Consider the following 17,883-nt stretch of genomic DNA (forward strand, 5'->3'; position numbering starts at 1 on the left):
ATCAGGCTACTTTAATTTTCTTCGGTATACTCCAGAATATCTCCAGGCTGGCAGTTTAGTGCCCTGCAAACTGCATTCAAGGTTTCTATACGGATGGCTTTTGCCTTACCCGTTTTTAAAATGGATAGGTTAGACATGGTAATCCCTACCTTTTCGCAAAGCTCCGTCAACGACATTTTGCGTTTGGCCAGCATTACATCAATGTTTATAATTATTGCCATGAGGTTATACTGTTAAATCGCTTTCTTCCTTCAATTGCTTTCCCTTTTTAAATGCAATATACAGCGCTGCAAAAATAAGGCATAAAATAGCAGGCTTGCCTAAACTTTTCCATGATTCGTTATCCAGCATAACTTCTGGAGTAAAATAGGACTGGAAAATTAGAGGTATAATCAGCAGGTTGATTAGAAATATTCCCAGTGGTATAAAAAACAGATTTAACAGAATAAACCTTAATCGTTTTACATTCCTTTCAGAAAAAGGTGTTCCTTTTGCAATTTCTGCTAAGAACTGGACAAAAGCACCGATTACAAAGTAAATAAAGTATATAAAGAAAAGTATGGATAAGCCCATAAATGATGGCATAGCAATTTCATAAAAATTTTCGCTTATTGGTATCATGATGTCTTTATTCTCACTATCAACTCTAAAGGGTACAGCAATGTCTTTTTCATAACAGATAAAGGAGGTTTTGCTTAGTTTTCTAGGTTTACAGAAGGTCTTTCTTATGTAGGGCTGATCATTTTTAACAAAGTATGTTACAGGAGTATAAAACTCACCGCGTGCGGTGTCCAGTTTCCATCCGCTAAGACTGAGCAGGTAATCCTTTTTTCTTTTCCGCTCCTTATTGTCCCATGGATTGCAGCCATCACATCTTTGAATGGACTGAAATCCTATCAACTCAGATCTTGTAGAACTAGCAGATACGCCATTTTTAAATTGTCGCGCATGCTTGATGCTGTCTTTTAGTTTAACATATTGACGATGGGGAATTGTATCTGGAATTACTGGATCTATAGGGGACAGCGTTTTCATTTCCGCTGAAGAACCTGTGCTATCCCAGTCTGTCATAGTTGTAGAGCTAAACCATAAAATGGATACTATAAAAAGAATGGACAGTGCGATACCAGTACCGATAATTAGATTGATGATTGCTGAGGTAGTAAGTTTTAGTTTCATATACGTTAGGATATAGGATGCAAATATAATATTATTCAATATATATTTATTGAATTACAATAAATATATATTGAATAATAGTTTTTGCTTTATTTCACAATACTGCAGGAGCGCCTGCTGAATAGATGCCATTTGGGGAAAATAAAAAAACACGCTATTGCTAATCTGCTTACATTTGTGCCGATGAGATTTAAGCACATCCTTAAACGCACAATGATTGTATTTTTTATAACGATAGCTGTAATTGCCCTGATTGTTTTTTTGTTTCTACAGCAGGCGTCTTTCGGAACTGCGCCATCGGGTGCCAGGTTAGAACGCATTAAAAAGTCGCCACAATATAAAGATGGTGCATTCCAGAACCAATCTGAAACGCCAACTTTTACTGGCGGTGGTACATTTTTAACAGTAATGGTGGATTTTATGTTCGGTAAGCATGAGCGTAAATCGCCTGATTATACCTTGCCCTCTGTTAAAAGAGACCTGAAATTAAATCCCGCTGAAAAACCGGAAATCACCTGGTTTGGACATTCTTCTTATCTCTTACAGGTTAATGGTATTAATATATTAGTAGATCCTGTGTTTAGCGGAAGGACTTCTCCCGTAAGTTATGCGGGTACAAAAGCTTTTGAAGGTGCCGATGTGTATAAAGCAGATGACATGCCACACATTGATGTGTTGTTAATTACGCATGACCATTACGATCACCTTGATTTTGAGACTATAAAAAAACTGAAGGATAAAGTAGGTATGTTCGTTACTTCGCTTGGAGTAGGTTCCCATTTGGAGTATTGGGGAGTACCTGCAGACAAAATAAAAGAACTGGATTGGTGGGAATCTACTGATATCAATACGTCCGCTAAGTTTACAGCTACTCCTGCAAGGCATTTTTCGGGTAGAGGGCTTGTTCGTAATAAAACGTTGTGGTCATCATTTGTATTTCAAACTAAAGGGTATGTCATTTACCTTGGTGGTGATTCTGGTTATGACAAACATTTTGTGGAGATAGGTAATCAATACGGGCCTTTTGATTTGGCGGTTTTGGAGAATGGGCAGTACAATAATTTCTGGTCTAACATCCACATGATGCCGGAAGAAACTGCGCAGGCAGCTGTAGACTTGAAAGCAAAAGTATTGTTTCCCGTACATTGGGGGAAATTTGCGCTGGCTACGCATGCCTGGGATGAATCTATTGGCCGGGTGATTAAAAGATCGGAAGAATTGTCTGTAAAAGTGGTTACACCTCAAATAGGTGAGGTCGTAATACTAGACAGCATTCTCCCAAACAAGCATTGGTGGACTAAAGATTTACGTTAAAAAGGCTAGTGTTTTTTCGTAGACTTCTTTAAGTTGCGGTGGTAAACTTGGCTCGGTATAAGGATGTGAAGCACCATAGACGTGATTGGCACCTTCAATTTTTTGTAATTGTGCATTCACTTGTGCCTGGGCCAGTTGTTGCGCTACACTAAATTGAACATTTACATCCTCATCGCCATGCAGAATTAACCAGGGGATAGCAACTTTTTTTGCAGCATTGAGCAGGTTATACTCATCTTCGTGTTCTTTAAAATCTTCAAGCAGACTGATGTTTAAAGGCATTTTCTCTTTTGTACGCGCGTTTTCTACAAAGATTTTTCCGGTCTTTTTCCATTCTTCTTCCTGCTCTGGTTTCCAGAGACTGCTAAAATCTGCTATGGCACTCCAGGTTACAACTTTACTGATTCTTGGGTCGTTGGCTGCTGTGAGTATGGCGAGTCCACCACCCCGGCTATGGCCAATTAAATAAAGCTGGTTGGAAGTATAGGTGTGTGAGATGTAGTTGATTACCGTTTGTACATCTGCCAGCTCCTTACTTACCGTATTTTCGGCGAAGGCTTGCAGGTCTGTTACATCATTTGGCTGCTGCTGGGTTACGCCACTATGAGAAAGATTAAATTTTATGTACCTGTAACCTTGCTGAGCAAAATAGGAAGCCATAAGGTTATGCGCACCCCAGTCCTTAAACCCTTTAAATCCATGAATAAACAAAATTGTGCCTTTAATTTCTAAGGCATCATCAAAAGTTAGGTCTCCGGAAATGACTTTTCCTGCTGCTCCGGTTAGTATAAAATGCTCTTGTTTGATCATAATTGTACTTCAGTCTAATGTGATGATATAACAAAGATAGCAACTCGTTGTTTTATGGAGTTGAGGCAATTTAAAACCATTCTAAATTATTCTTAATTACAGCATAATGACAGACGTACAAGTTGGGCGTGCTACTTTTGTTGAGTTAAAAATAACCAGGAATCCTACTTTGGAATACTTAAAGATCATTGCTTTTACACACAAACAAATCGACCTGAAAGCCTTAGGCAAACTGGTAATTTGTGAGCAGTCACTTGATGACAGATTGAGAAAAGTTCAGTCTGATTTAGACATAAAAGAAATTTTTTATGTTGGCACCTGTAACCGTGTTGAGTTTGTATTTACTTCTTCAAGTAGAGTGGATAAAACCTTTATTACCCGTTTTCTTACTGTACTTGATATGGGCTTACCTGCGCAATACATGGAGCAGTTTGTAGAAAAAGTTTCTGTGTATGAAAAGGTTGAAGCTTTTAATCATTTGCTACGTACTTCTTGTTCATTGGAGAGCCTGGTTGTTGGAGAAAAGGAAATTTTAGCCCAGGTAAGACGTGCTTATGAAGCTTGTCGTGTGGCTGGGTTTACCGGCGATTATATGCGTACGGTAATGAACAGGGTTGTTAAAACAGCGAAAGAAGTATATACCCATACCAATATTTCTAAAAACCCTGTCTCTGTAGTTTCTTTGGCTTACCGGAAATTGCGTGATTTAAAAATGAGTTCCAACTCCCGGATACTCATCATTGGTTCTGGAGAAACCAATAAGCTGTTGGCACAATATCTTAAAAAACATAAGTATTCTAATTTTTCTGTTTTTAACAGGACAGTAGAGAATGCCCAGGCTTTTGCCAAAGAGTTGAATGGTACAGCTTATCCGCTTACCGAACTTGAAAACTTTAACCAGGGATTTGATGCCATCATTACCTGTACAGGTTCTACAGAGCCGATTATTACGGAAGAGATTTATACAAAACTCTTGAATGGGGAAACGGGGAAAAAGATTATTGTTGATCTTGCCATTCCAAACGATACAGCTCCTGAAGTGATTCAGAAATTTCCGCTTCACTTTATTGAAGTTGAATCTTTAAAAGAAACTGCACGTAAAAATATCCAGGAACGTTACGACGAACTGGTGCATGCGGAGCAAATTATAGATCAGAATATCCAGGAATTTAATCTGGTACTGCGTCAGCGTAAGATTGAACTTGCTATGAGCGAGGTTCCTCAGAAGATTAAAGAGATCAAAGAAAAAGCCATCAATGCAATTTTTGCTGAGGAGATCAATGAGCTTGATGAAAATTCTAAATTATTGCTTGAAAAGGTGATCAATTATATGGAGAAGAAGTACATCAGTGTTCCTATGGTGATGGCTAAGGAAATTCTGGTGAATAATAGCTAATTCTTAGCTATATTCGTAACCATAAACATTTATTAAGACGTGAAAAAACTCATTATCGGCACAAGAGGCAGTGATTTGGCTTTATGGCAAGCCAACTTTACCAAAGATAGACTAGCGGCAATTGGCGTTGAGGCTGAATTGAAAATCATTAAAACCCAGGGAGATAAGATTTTAAACTTAAGGCTTGACAAGCTGGAAGGTAAAGGTTTTTTTACTAAGGAACTTGAAGAGGAGTTGTTGGCAGGAACAATTGACCTGGCCGTGCATTCTCATAAGGATTTGCCTACTGTGCATCCTGCAGGTTTAACGATTGCTGCGGTACCTGAGCGTGAAGACCCGGCCGAGTTGTTGCTGATTTTAAAAGATTGTGTGGATGTTACACAAAAATTATCGCTTAAAACAGGTGCTATGGTTGGCACTTCGTCCAACAGGCGTAAAGCGCAATTGCTTGCCCTGCGTACGGATTTAAATATTGAAGATTTAAGGGGCAATGTGCCTACCCGAATACAGAAATTAAGGGATGAGGATTACGATGCGATTTTGCTGGCTAAGGCAGGTGTAAATCGTTTGGGTATTGACTTGTCTGAATTTCATGTGGAAGTAATTGATACCACCGAACTGATCCCGGCTCCTGCACAAGGTGCGTTGGCTATCCAGATTCGTGAAAATGACAGTGCTTTATTTGAATTGTTGCAGCAATTGAACCATGCTGAAACGGCGGAACAAATTGCCGTGGAGCGTAAAGTACTGAACCTTTTTGAAGGGGGCTGCCACATGCCTTTAGGTTGTTACTGTAAAAAGGAAAATGGCAAGTATGAGGTTTGGACTTCAAAATCTACCACAGATGAGGATTTTCCTGACCGCCTTTTTTACCGTGTAGATAGTCTGGAAGGTTTAGCTGAGAAAATTGTCAGTAAATTTTCTCCCGAGCGTAAAATGCCATCAAAGGTATTTATATCCAGAGAGGTGGCTGAAAATAATTATTTCAGGAAAGCCCTTGAAAAACATAACATAGAGATTGAAGCCCGTTCTTTGATCCGCACTTTTCCCATTGTAAATATCCTGGACCCATTCTACTTGAAAAATATTGACTGGATTTTCTTTAGCAGCAGGAATGGGGTTGAATATTTTTTCAGGCTAAAGCCTATGTTGTCCAAGCACGTGAAGTTTGGCGTAGTGGGTCGCGGTTCTGAAGACGCTTTGCGCAGGCAAGGACATTTGGCCGATTTTGTTGGTGAAAGCGGGGACATTCAGGAAGTGGCGGAAACTTTTGCTACATTAGTTAGGGGAGAAACAGTGTTGTTTCCACGTGCGCAGGATTCCTTGTTGACCATTCAAAATTCTTTGGCAGAGGATACCAAGGTTGTTGACTTGCCCATCTATGAAACGGTAATGGAAGATGATGTAGATCAAACTTATGCTGAAGTGCTGATTTTTACCAGTCCGAGTAACGTAGATGCGTATTTTGCAGATAATTTACTGGATCCTGGTCAAAAAGTTATTGCCATTGGCAATTCTACAGGTAAGAAGTTTGAGGAAATGGGCGTAACGTTTACCCTGCCGTATTCTCCTGATGAAATTGGCCTTGCAGAAGCTGTTTTTGGTATAGAGTTAGATCAAAGATAGCAGGATTAAAGATTAAGATAAAAGAAATAGATATGATACACCGTCCGAGAAGATTAAGGAAAAACCCTGTAGTGAGAGAGATGATTGCGGAAACAAGGTTATCAAAAGACATGTTTATCTATCCATATTTTGTAGTGCCTGGAAATGGCATTACGCATGCTATAGATGCCATGCCAGGCGTAAATCATTTTTCGCAGGATACGCTGATTAGTGATGTGGAGAAAGGTTTGGAACTGGGGGTAAATAAAATTATGCTGTTTGGTGTGGGCGATGAAAAAAGTGAAGATGCACACAGTGCGTACCATGACCATTCCATCGTTCCTTCAGCGGTTCGGGAACTGAAAAAACAATTTGGTGAAGATTTGTACGTTGTAACCGATGTTTGTGTATGTTCTTACACTAATCATGGCCACTGCGGTATTTTGAAAGATGATTATGTACAAAATGACGAGACGGTTGAAGTTATTGCTAAAATGGCCTTAACCCATGCTCAGGCTGGAGCGGATATGCTGGCCCCATCAGATATGATGGACGGCCGAATTGCTGCGATGCGAACTTTACTTGACCGTGAAGGGTATGTAAATACAGCAATCATGTCTCATGCTACTAAATTTGCTTCTGCGTACTATGGGCCTTTTAGAGAGGCTGCGGACTGCGCGCCGAGTAAGGGTGACCGGAAGGCTTATCAAATGGATTTCAGGAATCCTAAAGAAGCTTTGCGGGAGGCTTTGCTGGATGAAGCCGAGGGTGCAGATGTGCTTATGGTGAAACCTGCACTTGCTTATTTGGACGTGATACAAAGTTTAAAGCAAAATACGGACCTTCCTATCGCCTGTTATAATGTTTCTGGTGAATATGCGATGGTTAAAGCTGCTGCGCAAAGGGGCTGGATTGATGAGCAGAAAGTGGTCATGGAAACGATGCATGCTTTTGCCCGTGCAGGTGCAAGTATTATTACGACTTATCATATCAGGGATATTGTTGAAAATAATTGGATGTAGTCTTTTGACCGCAATTCCAATAAAACATAAAAATAAAATGTTAGAATCGTTAAAGAAAATGTTTTCGGGAAATGAAGGGGAGATACCTGTTAATACAGGAAGTAAGCCGGATATTTCAAGGGAAAAATCAGCAGCACTTTATGAGAAAGCGAAAACCTTTTTTCCGGGAGGCGTAAATTCTCCTGTCAGGGCTTTCAAATCTGTTTACGGAACTCCATTGTTTATTCAAAAGGGCGATGGTTGTTTTGTGTGGGATGCTGACGGAAACCAGTTTATTGATTTTTGCGGCAGCTGGGGACCTTTAATTTTAGGCCATAACCATCCAAAAATCAGAGAAAAGGTAACTGAGGTGATGCAAAGCGGGATGAGTTTTGGAGCACCTACTGCGCTGGAAAACGAGCTTGCGGAACTGATTATAAAAAATAATAAGCACGTAGAAAAAATACGCTTTACCAGTTCTGGTACAGAAGCGGTAATGTCTGCCATAAGGTTAGCAAGGGGATATACAGGCAAAGACAAGATTATTAAGTTTGAAGGCTGCTACCATGGGCATACGGATGCACTACTGGTTAAAGCTGGTTCTGGGCTGGTTACTTTTGGAGAGACTTCTTCATTGGGCGTTCCTAAATCTTTTGCGGAAGAAACCATTGTAATTCCGCTTAACGATACAGCAGCTTTAACAGCTGCTTTTGATCAGTTTAAGGATCAGGTTGCGGCAGTAATTATTGAGGGCATACCCGCAAACAACGGCTTGTTGATCCAGGATCAGGAATTTATTGATTTCCTGCAAAAGATATGTAAAGAACACCAGGCCCTACTCATTTTTGATGAGGTGATCACCGGTTTTCGGTTGGGGTTTGAAGGTGCTGCTGCCTATTATGGTGCTAAACCTGACATTGTTACTTACGGAAAAATTATTGGGGGTGGTTTGCCGGTCGGAATGTATGGGGCTTCTGCTGAAATTATGGGTCATATTTCACCCGATGGTGGTGTTTATCAGGCTGGTACCTTGTCTGGTAACCCGGTAGCGATGGCTGCGGGGATAGCGCAGCTTACAGAGCTTTTACGTTCTGGATTTTACAAAGAACTGAACAACAAAGCGGCTGAATTTGCGGAGAGTATTCAAAGGTTTGCCACGGCAAGAAATTATGCTTTTAAGGTATTTAACGTAGGTTCTATTTTCTGGTTTGCTTTTACTGATCAGACCAAAATTCAGACGGCAGAAGCTATTGATCCTGCAAGCATGGAAAAATTTAAGGTGATGCACCGTGAGTTGCTGAACCGCGGGATTTATTTGGGCCCTTCTGGTTATGAAGTTGGATTTGTTTCTGCTGCACATACCAAGATTGAGCTGGAGAAGGCAAAACGTGCCATATTTGATGCCCTGGACCTTGTTTTTAGGAATAAATAAATTAATGCTACATTAGTGTTTAAATAACAGGATTTTGAAGAAATCGATCATTATATTTTACTTTCTGCTGGTGTACGCAATGGTGCAGCTGATTTCCTGGGGAACGCTTGTTGTTAAACTACAGCCGTCCAGAATGGCCATGGTGATGGGCGAAGGCGCTGTATTCTTGTTTCTTTTGTGTATTGGCGCTTATTTTTTACATAAGTCTATAAAAAAGGAAGATCGTTTACATGAGCAGCAAACTAACTTTTTATTGTCGGTAACCCATGAGTTAAAATCTCCGCTTGCGGCAATGAAATTGTCCCTTCAGACCATCGTAAAGAGGGATTTGGACAAAGCGAGGCAAACCTCCCTGCTCAACAATTCTTTGAAAGACATCGAACGGTTGGATGACCTGGTGGAAAATATGTTGCTGGCTACTAAAATTGAGAACCGTTCGTATTCCTTTCCTAAGGAAGAGTTTGATTTTTCTGAGCTTATTGCTAAAATTACAGACCGTTTACAAATTCATTCCTGTGGATGTGAACAGGTCATCAAAACATCGATAAAACCGGGCATAAAGATCATTGGAGATCCTTTTGCTTTATCTTCTGTAGTGAATAATCTTATAGAAAATGCCATAAAATATTCGGGGCCCTGTGCTGAAGTAGGCGTGGAGCTGGCAGACAATAATGGCCATGCTTATCTGAAGGTTTCTGACAGGGGGCCTGGCATTGCAGATGCTGAAAAAATGCTCATATTTGATAAGTTTTACAGAGTGGGGGATGAGAGCGTGCGTAAAACTAAAGGCACAGGTTTAGGCCTGTTTATTGTTAAAGAAGTTTTACAAAACCACGACGCTGACATCAGCGTTAAAGATAACGTGCCTCAGGGTGCAATTTTTGAAGTTACATTTAGTTGATCATTATGCAAAAATTAAGAATATTACTGGTAGAAGATGAAGACCATTTATTGGATGCTATAAAATTAAACCTGGAACTTGAAGGCTACAAAGTTCATGCAGTTAAGGACGGTAAAATGGCACTTAAGGTATTTAAGGAAGAGCGTTTTAACCTGATTGTATTGGACGTGATGCTTCCTGAAATGGATGGATTCCAGGTTTGTGAGACCATTCGTCTGGAAAACAGTGAAGTACCTATCATGTTTTTAACGGCTAAAAATACCAGTGAAGACCGCGTTCTTGGGCTTAAAAAAGGTGCTGATGACTACCTGGTAAAACCTTTCAACCTTGAAGAATTAATTTTGAGGGTGGGTATTTTAGTAAAACGCAGCATGAAAGCTGACGACTTAAAAGAAATTAATTCTTACAAAATTGGTGATAAAACCATTTACTTCAATTCTTTTGAGTTGAAACAGGATGATGGTGTCATTGTTCCTTTGACTAAAAAAGAGACGATGTTACTGAAATTACTCATTGAGCGTAAAAATGAAGCCGTATCCAGGGAACAGATTTTAGAAACGGTTTGGAACTACGATGTGTATCCTTCTACGCGTACCATTGATAATTTTATCCTTACTTTCCGTAAGTATTTTGAACCGGATCAAAAAAATCCTGTTTATTTTCATTCCATCAGAGGAGTAGGCTATAAATTCACTGATATCCATAACTAAACATGTATAGTGCGAGGAGCAGGTATGCTTTAATGGCTTTATTGGCCATTATTAGTTTAGTATGCCTCTATAATCATCAGGAAGAACTCGCTGCAGTGGCAGGTTTGTTTCTGGGCTTTACGATATGGAGCCACTTTAAGCAGAGCTCAATATTGCTGGCTTCCAAGCATTTTAAAGCAGGGAATTATGAGGCTGCGGAACGGCTTTTGGCTGAGGTTCCTAATCCAGACCGTCTTTTGAAATCCAGAAGAGGATATTATGAATTTATGAAAGCCAATATAGCGCTTAAAGATGAGGCCTATGATGCTGCAGAGGTTCATTTTCAGATTGCCAGTCGGTTTCCTCTTGGTGGTACAAATGATACGGCGCTGGTACTGATTCACCTGGCGAACCTGGCTTTGCGTAAAAAGGATAAGGTAAGGGTGCTTGCTTATGTAGAGCGGGCTAAGGAACTGGCCATTACTGAGCGCACAAAAAATATAATTAATAAAATAGAGACAGAAGCGAATAGCTTATAAAACATTAAAATTAGATGAACACGTTATTTTTAGATGCTGCATTTTCAAAACAAACTGAACGCCCACCGGTGTGGATGATGCGTCAGGCAGGTCGTTTTATGCCGCAATACTGGGAAATTAAAAACAAATATTCTTTCCTGGAAATGTGCAAAACCCCTGAAATTGCTGCTGATGTAACGATGTTGCCGGTTGACCTTTTGGGAATTGATGCGGCTATTCTATTTTGTGATATTTTGGTAACTGGTGAAGCGATGGGCGGTGAACTGAGTTTTACTCAGGGTGTTGGGCCTAAGTTTGCGAATCCGGTGCGCACTGCAAAGGATATCGAAAACCTGAATGTGGATGTGCTGGATAAGCTGGAATATGTTGCGGATGCAATTAAAGTAATTCAGCAGCGCTTAAATGGTAGTATTCCTTTGATTGGCTTTGCTGGCGCACCTTTTACAGTGATGAGTTACCTGGTAGAGGGGGGCTCTTCTAAAGATTTTAAATTGACAAAGTTACTGATGCACAACCATCCGGAACTGGCACACCAATTACTGGCTAAAATTGCGAAGGTAACGGCTGATTACCTGAACCTGCAAATTGCGGCTGGGGTAAATGCCATTCAGATTTTTGACAGTTGGGCATTGGCACTTTCCTGGAACGACTATCAGGAGTTTTCACACCGTTACATCCAGGAGATCATTGCCAATCTAAACCGTAAAGATATCCCTGTGATTTCTTTTTGTAAAGGCAGTTCTGTTTTTGCACCTATTATGGCTACCGCTCAACCAGATGTAATTTCAGTAGATTGGAATGCGGATCTGTTGAATATTAAACAGGCTCTACCCGCGGGTATTGCCGTACAGGGTAACCTTGACCCTCATATTCTATATGCTGATCAGCCTGTAATTAAAAAACATATCCACCAATTGTTTGAGCGCATGCGTGGCGAAAAAGGATTTATATTCAATCTTGGGCATGGTATTATGCCTGATATTCCTTTTGATAACGTAAAATATGCGATTGAAGTAGTAAAGGAATTTAGGTACTAGGTTTATGGAATATTACCGTTACATACTTGCCGTTCACATTGTATTTGTGATTAGCTGGATGGCGGGCTTATTCTATATCCTGAGTCTCTTTATTTACCATACTGAAGCGGGTGATAAACAGGAACCCGAAAGAAGCATCCTGCAACAACAGTTTATAAAAATGGAAGCTACTTTATGGAAAGTGATTGCTACGCCTGCAATGATCATTTCTGTACTGGCGGGTGCTACAATGCTTAGCTTAAATCCGGGATTGCTGCAGGCAGACTGGATGTGGGTAAAGCTGTTTTTCGTTTTTGGTTTACTGGTTTATCATTTTATCTGTCAGAAAATAGTTAGACAGTTGAAGAATAATCTATACGGGATGACTAGTTTCCAGTTGCGGCTTTGGCGGGAACTGGCCACCATTTTTATGATTGCTATTGTATTTACCGTTATCCTAAAAAATGCCATTAATTGGATTTATGGTCTTTTGGGCATCATGGGTATAGCCATGGTGATTATGGTAGCCGTAAAATGGTATAAGAGCTATAGAAAAAAACACAACTGTTAACAGTTGATAAACACATTTCAATGAGGAAAATCTTACTTATAATGCTGCTGATGCTTATTGTACAATTGTCATATGCACAGTTTAACCAATCTGCTTTTGAAAACCGCATTCGTCCTGACAGTACTTTAACTGACGAAGTTCATTTTAGCTTTTATAATTTTAATTATGTTAGAAATTATGAATATAGTAATGATTTTCATGATGGTTATACCTTATATGGTACGCAATTGCAACCTCAGCTAGTTTACTACGCTCATCCTAACCTTGCGATTACTGCAGGGGCCTTTATCAGAAAAGATTTTGGCAGTAACGGGGTTTATGATGCCAAGCCTTTATTTAGTGTTAAATATCACAAGCGGGATTTGACCTTAGTTTTTGGTGCTTTGGAAGGTGCAATTCAGCACAATTACATTGAACCGATCTATAATTTTGAGCGACTGATTACCAATCCTGTTGAATATGGTACACAGTTATTGGTTGAAAAGGAAAAGTTTAAACTGGATGCCTGGATAGCATGGCAAAAAATGATTTATGCGGGTGATGCTGCAAAAGAGGAGATTGTTGGTGGTTTATCTACGGAAAGTACAGTTGCAGAAAGTAATGGATGGAAACTGAGTATTCCTGCACAGTTTCTGGTGTATCATCAGGGAGGGCAGATTGATGTTTTAAAGGAAATCCCCATCAGCACCTTGTTTAATGGTGCTACGGGCTTTAAAATCCATAAGCTCATTAACAGAAATGTAAAGGAAATTTACACGGACAATTACGTTGCCGCCTACAAGGATTTTTCTCCAGAGAATCGGCGCGCTTATGAAGGTGGATTTGGTTTATGGTTGAATGCCGGTATGGTGAGTAAGTTTGGGAGTATAGTAGCTTCTTACTGGAAGGGCAATAATTTTATCACAATTAAGGGGATGCCTTTATATCAGTCGGTTTCTGAAAATATATACAGTTATGGCAAAACTCAAAACTACCGTAATATCTTATCTTTACGGTATGCTTACCAGCAGGAATTAATTCCAAACTTTTACCTGGATGTACGTGTTGAACCTCATGTAGATTTGGATCATATGGACAAGCAACTTCAGTTTAACCATTCGTTTTTCCTGACGTACAAGCAAGATTTTAAGTTATTTAAGGTTAAAAAATAAGTCAATTATAAATGAAGGCGATTCTATTAACGGCAGTTTTAATGACTGGGGCTTTTTTCCAGCATGCAGTTGCGCAACAAGATACTACTGGAGTAATTGTTACGGATACCACTATAGTTAAAAAGAAAAAATTCTCTGCATCCTGGGATTTCGGAAACAGGAGAGACAGTACTAAGCGGGATATCACTTCAAAGAAGCCCTATAAACCAGGGTTTGTTGGTGGAATTACCTTAACGCGGATAGATCTTGGATTTTCGAGGCTCCTGGATAATGGTAGTTTTAAACTCTCGGCCCAAAATGATTTTCTGGATTATAAGGATGCCAAAACAAGTACTTTTTCTTTTGATGTTATAGACCTTGGTTATCGGTTTAATCCACATTTTAAATTGCTTCTTGCTGGTGGTTTCGACTGGACTCTAATTCGTTTAAAAAAGAACATTACCATTCAGGAAGATCAGCCGGCTCTGAATTATATCAATGAACCGATCGCCTTTAGTAAAAACCGATTTTCGAGCAGTTACTTTCATATTCCATTGAGTTTCCAATTCCGTACCAAAGAAAATGACAGGGGAAAGAGGGTATATTTTGTTGTTGGACCGGAAGCTAGCTTTTTATTAAATGGCAAAGTGAAACAGAAAAGTGAGGAGCGCGGTAAGGAGAAGTTCAGAGATGATTATAACTTTCAATCAGTAAGGTATGGTGGTACGGTGCGTTTGGGTTATGGTAGTTTTGGGATCTTTACTAAATACTATTTTAATGACATGTTTGAAACAGCCGCACAAGCAGGGTTGAAAAATATGTCATTCGGCTTAACCTGGGGGATGAATTAATTTATGGCAGTAGTTTTGCTAATGGTTTCGTACACATAAATTAAACCAAATGAAGAAAATACTTTTACTATTGTTGTGCACGATTACGCTGGGGCTTGTATCGTGTCAAAAAGATGAAATTATACAGGATACTCCGAATAGAACGATCATCATATACATTGAGCCTAATCAATGGGTATCTTCAAATAATGGTGCAAATTATACTGCAGAGTTATCTATCCCTGAAATAGATAGGACGAACGTAGATATTGAGGGTATACTGGTGTACTTAGATCATCCGGTTAATGTAAATAGCTACATTCAATTACCATATGTTTATAGTGGAAACAGTTATAGTTACGAGCAATTTAACGGGGGGATTGCTGTAGATCTTCAACGTTCTGAATATACTACGCAAAATCCAACGAGACCCTCAGTTCGTATTCGTGCTAAAATTGTGTTGATTCCATCGGTTGATGTAACCTAAGACCTGCTTAATAAGTTAAAAATTTAAGAAACGACCAATGTTCGCCTGAACGTGGTCGTTTTTTTTATGTTCACCTCTATTCAGCTGGATGGCTCTGATGGTTACTCCATTTCTTTCTAGTACCAGTTCTTCATAGAACCCTTTGTAGTACACTTCTTTTACTTCAAAACGTCTGCTGTTCCATGAACTGCTGAGTTCTACCCACTCAGGATAAAAAACGGCTTGTGAGGCAGATATTTCGAGTCCGAGTTTTCTCGCTTCTTCTGCATTTAAAACTACAGCATTACCCAACAATTGGGCGGTATAGATATGTTCTGGATGGTTATAGACATGCGCTGGCTTACCCTGCTGTATCAACTTACCTTCTTTAATCAGGAGCAGATTGTCGGCAAGAAAAAGCCCGTCAGCAGGATCATGAGAAACCATCAATACTGTTACCCCCGTTTCGGTAGCTATCCTTTTTATGTCTGCACGCAACTGATTCTTAAGTAAGGCATCTACCTGGCTAAAAGGTTCGTCAAGCAGCAATACTGCGGTGTCTGTAACCATCGCTTTTGCTATGGCAACCCTTTGTTGTTCGCCACCACTTAAGGCAATTATTTTTTTATCGCTCAGGTGTCTAATCCTGAGGTGCTCCATAATGTTAATGGTTTTTTCTTGCTTGGCTTTAAGGTCTGTATTGGATAACATTGAAGCAATATTATCGTATACTTTTGCGTATATATTCAGTGAAAAATCCTGGGTTACCATTTTCATCTCCCTATGCCCCGGAATGAGCTGTTCATCTGGGCCCAGGATCCGGCTTCCTTTAAACAGAACCTCACCAGCATCAGGTTTTATCAGACCATAGATGCATTTTAGCAGGGTAGATTTCCCACTTCCACTTTCGCCGATAATTGCAATAACTTCGCCTTTTTTTACATTAAAAGTGATGTCTTTTACTCCTGAGGCCTGCTCTGTTTGATATTGCCTGCTTAGGCCTTTTACGCTGATGATCTGTTCGTCCACAGGGTAAAGATAGTAAAAACAGTGAAGTTGATTCTAATCAGTTTTGATCAGCAGATAACCACCATATTCAGTCCAGATCTTTTCTGTTTTAAGCTTGGGGTTCCAATTTGTATTAATTGAAGTGGCAATAAATTTAAACTGGTACCTATTCAGCTGACCTGAAACTGTAAAATAATTTATCGGAAGGATCTCTTCAGCACCTGTTCTAGCTGCAGGTTCATCAGAAGAACCATTTACCTGTTTAGAATCTTTAGATTTTGCATGAGTTACCGCATCTATAACCATTTTGTTGATGTCTAATATCATTTCCTGGTCTTTACCAAGGCTGATTTTTAAATTGTTATTAGTCATCTTTTGAGTGGTCAGCTTTATCCCATTTAGTTTTGATTCTGTAATGTTTTCAAAACGTTCAATGTTCACCATCTTATTGTAGCCATTGATGTCCAGCAAATTTTTTCCCTCAGGAATCAGATTAAATGTAATGTAATTATTGAAGGATTCTTTTTCTACTTTTAGCAAAGCATGTGCAGTATCAAGTTTTGTAGCTGAAATGAAATACCTGTTGCCTCTCACTGATTTGAGTTCAATTTCATCTTCAATGTGTTCAAGATCTGCACTAGTAAATGACTGTAAGGACTGCAATCCGTGCTGGTCTACCAGATATTCCATTACACTATTGATTTGTTCATCATCTCTGTCTTTTTTTTCTTTCATCAAATCTTTAAGCCTGGCTACCTGAGCATACTTAGAGACAGAAAATGCACTCTGGGGTCCGTATGTTGCCAATAAAGCAAGGAGACAAAGACTTACAGGGATCACTTTAATATTCTGTTTTTTGCTTAGAAGGAAGTAAAAGGTAATAGAAGCCAGCCATAAGGCTAAAACTATCAGAAGGTAACGGGATTCTGTGATCCCATAGCTGCTCACCCGCTCCCATACAGCCAGTACTAGTAGGACAAGCAAAGGAAGCATCATAATGTAAAAGAATTTTGAAAATAACTTGATCCAGCCATTGCCCTCTTTATCTTTAATAGGGTAAATAAGCAATAGTGATAAAATCCCAAAGACAGCATAACCAAGAATTAAGGTAGATACCATACCCCTTGGCAATTCCCAGTTGATGGCAATTTTAATTTCATAAACGAGTAATATAGCAAGGTAAATAATTGCCAATGGGATCAGCACATACTGCGTAAATATTTTAAGCGCTTTTGGGTAAGTTTCTTCTGCATGTGTGTTGTGTAAGTTTAGAGGCAAGCCGGCGAGAAAAAAGATGGTCATAAAACTACCTGTAATTATTGCAAATAACCTGTGGTAAGTATTAAAGCCTATATTGGCATCAAACAAAGCATTAACGGCACCTATGGCCACAGCCAAGCCTGAGAACAATACCCCTGCGTACAATGCCGAAGTTAGAAATCTTAAAAACAGGGTTTTATTATACTCCCAAAAACCGTTGAGGTTATCCTTATTGATGTAAGGTGCAAACGCAACCAGTAAATGAAAAGCAAGAGCCAATAATGCAATGCGAAAAGCATCAGCTTTGTAAACCGCAGGATGCAATATAAAGTAAAGCGCTGTGCAAATGCAAAGGCATAATAATCGTAAGCCCCATTTCCTGGCAGAGGTATAATTGGCTGCTTCTGCATACAAATCAGCCGCTAGTAAAAGTGCTAAGGAGAGATTGCAAACCAAAAGCAGTTTAAGGAGATTGTCTTCCTGAGTTTTATAATGCCCTGTAGGATCTGCAAGATAACACCATATTATGGTAGCAGTTATCGCTGCTAGAACTTGCAAAGGAAACCTAATGGCAACTGTTTTAAGGCTGATCCATAAAGAATATAATGATGGTAGTTTCATATTTCTGAATTATAACTATAAATGTAAACATAAATTGTACCTACATTTTATTCAAAACTTCCTTTAAAGGTAATCGAAAAAATATCGGCCTTGAGTGTTCAAGTGCTTCAATTTT

18 protein-coding genes are annotated in these 17,883 nt (G+C 39.4%); 13 read left to right on the forward strand and 5 right to left on the reverse strand.

Annotated features, from left to right (window positions below; translation table 11 throughout):
• Positions 1–11 precede the first annotated feature (11 nt).
• Both LPB86_RS08990 and LPB86_RS08995 read right to left on the reverse strand, forming a co-directional pair.
• Complete coding sequence (locus LPB86_RS08990) at positions 12–221, reverse strand: helix-turn-helix transcriptional regulator (protein ID WP_230642533.1); 210 nt, start codon at positions 219–221, stop codon at positions 12–14.
• Between the two features lie 4 nt (positions 222–225).
• Complete coding sequence (locus tag LPB86_RS08995) at positions 226–1,179, reverse strand: DUF2975 domain-containing protein (protein WP_230642536.1); 954 nt, start codon at positions 1,177–1,179, stop codon at positions 226–228.
• 183 nt (positions 1,180–1,362) lie between these two features.
• On the opposite strand from LPB86_RS08995, the gene LPB86_RS09000 reads away from it, so the two are divergent.
• Positions 1,363–2,493, forward strand: a complete 1,131-nt coding sequence (locus LPB86_RS09000; RefSeq protein WP_230642539.1) for an MBL fold metallo-hydrolase — start codon at positions 1,363–1,365, stop codon at positions 2,491–2,493.
• On the opposite strand, the gene LPB86_RS09005 is transcribed toward LPB86_RS09000, so the two are convergent.
• Entirely contained in the window at positions 2,485–3,303 is an 819-nt protein-coding gene (locus LPB86_RS09005; protein ID WP_230642542.1) for a S9 family peptidase, read from the reverse strand. The two genes, LPB86_RS09000 and LPB86_RS09005, sit on opposite strands and share 9 nt — an antisense overlap.
• 169 nt (positions 3,304–3,472) lie before the next feature.
• Here LPB86_RS09005 and hemA point away from each other — a divergent pair, with 169 nt between their 5' ends.
• The 12 genes from hemA to LPB86_RS09065 are packed head-to-tail and all read left to right on the forward strand — an operon-like array spanning position 3,473 to position 14,900.
• Positions 3,473–4,699 (forward strand): glutamyl-tRNA reductase, encoded by a 1,227-nt coding sequence (gene hemA / locus LPB86_RS09010; protein WP_230644318.1) that lies wholly within the window; start codon positions 3,473–3,475, stop codon positions 4,697–4,699.
• A 39-nt stretch (positions 4,700–4,738) separates the two neighbouring features.
• On the forward strand, positions 4,739–6,325 hold the full coding sequence (hemC, locus tag LPB86_RS09015) for a hydroxymethylbilane synthase (protein ID WP_230642545.1): 1,587 nt from the start codon (positions 4,739–4,741) through the stop codon (positions 6,323–6,325).
• A gap of 32 nt (positions 6,326–6,357) precedes the next feature.
• On the forward strand, positions 6,358–7,326 hold the full coding sequence (gene hemB, locus LPB86_RS09020) for a porphobilinogen synthase (RefSeq protein ID WP_230642547.1): 969 nt from the start codon (positions 6,358–6,360) through the stop codon (positions 7,324–7,326).
• Positions 7,327–7,363: 37 nt separating this feature from the next.
• Complete coding sequence (gene hemL, locus LPB86_RS09025; protein WP_230642550.1) at positions 7,364–8,737, forward strand: glutamate-1-semialdehyde 2,1-aminomutase; 1,374 nt, start codon at positions 7,364–7,366, stop codon at positions 8,735–8,737.
• 34 nt (positions 8,738–8,771) lie between these two features.
• Positions 8,772–9,638: a sensor histidine kinase KdpD gene (locus tag LPB86_RS09030; protein ID WP_230642553.1), complete on the forward strand. Its 867-nt coding sequence runs from the start codon at positions 8,772–8,774 to the stop codon at positions 9,636–9,638.
• 2 nt (positions 9,639–9,640) lie between these two features.
• Positions 9,641–10,348, forward strand: coding sequence for a response regulator transcription factor (locus LPB86_RS09035; protein WP_230644320.1), 708 nt, complete (start codon positions 9,641–9,643; stop codon positions 10,346–10,348).
• A gap of 2 nt (positions 10,349–10,350) precedes the next feature.
• The gene (locus tag LPB86_RS09040; protein ID WP_230642556.1) at positions 10,351–10,866 is read left to right on the forward strand and encodes a hypothetical protein; all 516 of its coding nucleotides are present in this window, start codon (positions 10,351–10,353) and stop codon (positions 10,864–10,866) included.
• 14 nt (positions 10,867–10,880) lie between these two features.
• A complete protein-coding gene (gene hemE / locus LPB86_RS09045; RefSeq protein ID WP_230642558.1) occupies positions 10,881–11,903 on the forward strand; it encodes a uroporphyrinogen decarboxylase in 1,023 nt (340 codons plus the stop codon).
• A gap of 4 nt (positions 11,904–11,907) precedes the next feature.
• Positions 11,908–12,453, forward strand: a complete 546-nt coding sequence (locus LPB86_RS09050; protein ID WP_230642561.1) for a CopD family protein — start codon at positions 11,908–11,910, stop codon at positions 12,451–12,453.
• 20 nt (positions 12,454–12,473) lie between these two features.
• Entirely contained in the window at positions 12,474–13,604 is a 1,131-nt protein-coding gene (locus LPB86_RS09055) for a hypothetical protein (protein WP_230642564.1), read from the forward strand.
• A gap of 11 nt (positions 13,605–13,615) precedes the next feature.
• Entirely contained in the window at positions 13,616–14,434 is an 819-nt protein-coding gene (locus LPB86_RS09060) for an outer membrane beta-barrel protein (RefSeq protein WP_230642567.1), read from the forward strand.
• Between the two features lie 49 nt (positions 14,435–14,483).
• Positions 14,484–14,900, forward strand: a complete 417-nt coding sequence (locus LPB86_RS09065; RefSeq protein ID WP_230642570.1) for a hypothetical protein — start codon at positions 14,484–14,486, stop codon at positions 14,898–14,900.
• Between the two features lie 15 nt (positions 14,901–14,915).
• Here LPB86_RS09065 and LPB86_RS09070 read toward each other — a convergent pair whose 3' ends face one another.
• Positions 14,916–15,908, reverse strand: coding sequence for an ATP-binding cassette domain-containing protein (locus LPB86_RS09070; protein WP_230642572.1), 993 nt, complete (start codon positions 15,906–15,908; stop codon positions 14,916–14,918).
• A gap of 33 nt (positions 15,909–15,941) precedes the next feature.
• Positions 15,942–17,768, reverse strand: coding sequence for a DUF4153 domain-containing protein (locus LPB86_RS09075; RefSeq protein WP_230642574.1), 1,827 nt, complete (start codon positions 17,766–17,768; stop codon positions 15,942–15,944).
• Positions 17,769–17,883 lie beyond the last annotated feature (115 nt).

Origin of the sequence: Pedobacter sp. MC2016-14 (assembly GCF_020991475.1) — a bacterium.
Classification (GTDB): domain Bacteria; phylum Bacteroidota; class Bacteroidia; order Sphingobacteriales; family Sphingobacteriaceae; genus Pedobacter.

Excerpts from the sequence above, each read along its gene's own strand:
- LPB86_RS09060 (WP_230642567.1), top strand. The coding sequence starts at position 13,616 with ATGAAGGCGATTCTATTAACGGCAGTTTTAATGACTGGGGCTTTTTTC.
- LPB86_RS09065 (WP_230642570.1), top strand. The coding sequence starts at position 14,484 with ATGAAGAAAATACTTTTACTATTGTTGTGCACGATTACGCTGGGGCTT.
- LPB86_RS09005 (WP_230642542.1), bottom strand. The coding sequence starts at position 3,303 with ATGATCAAACAAGAGCATTTTATACTAACCGGAGCAGCAGGAAAAGTC.
- hemL (WP_230642550.1), top strand. The coding sequence starts at position 7,364 with ATGTTAGAATCGTTAAAGAAAATGTTTTCGGGAAATGAAGGGGAGATA.
- LPB86_RS08990 (WP_230642533.1), bottom strand. The coding sequence starts at position 221 with ATGGCAATAATTATAAACATTGATGTAATGCTGGCCAAACGCAAAATG.
- LPB86_RS09075 (WP_230642574.1), bottom strand. The coding sequence starts at position 17,768 with ATGAAACTACCATCATTATATTCTTTATGGATCAGCCTTAAAACAGTT.
- LPB86_RS08995 (WP_230642536.1), bottom strand. The coding sequence starts at position 1,179 with ATGAAACTAAAACTTACTACCTCAGCAATCATCAATCTAATTATCGGT.
- hemE (WP_230642558.1), top strand. The coding sequence starts at position 10,881 with ATGAACACGTTATTTTTAGATGCTGCATTTTCAAAACAAACTGAACGC.
- hemB (WP_230642547.1), top strand. The coding sequence starts at position 6,358 with ATGATACACCGTCCGAGAAGATTAAGGAAAAACCCTGTAGTGAGAGAG.
- LPB86_RS09050 (WP_230642561.1), top strand. The coding sequence starts at position 11,908 with ATGGAATATTACCGTTACATACTTGCCGTTCACATTGTATTTGTGATT.
- LPB86_RS09000 (WP_230642539.1), top strand. The coding sequence starts at position 1,363 with ATGAGATTTAAGCACATCCTTAAACGCACAATGATTGTATTTTTTATA.
- LPB86_RS09040 (WP_230642556.1), top strand. The coding sequence starts at position 10,351 with ATGTATAGTGCGAGGAGCAGGTATGCTTTAATGGCTTTATTGGCCATT.
- LPB86_RS09055 (WP_230642564.1), top strand. The coding sequence starts at position 12,474 with ATGAGGAAAATCTTACTTATAATGCTGCTGATGCTTATTGTACAATTG.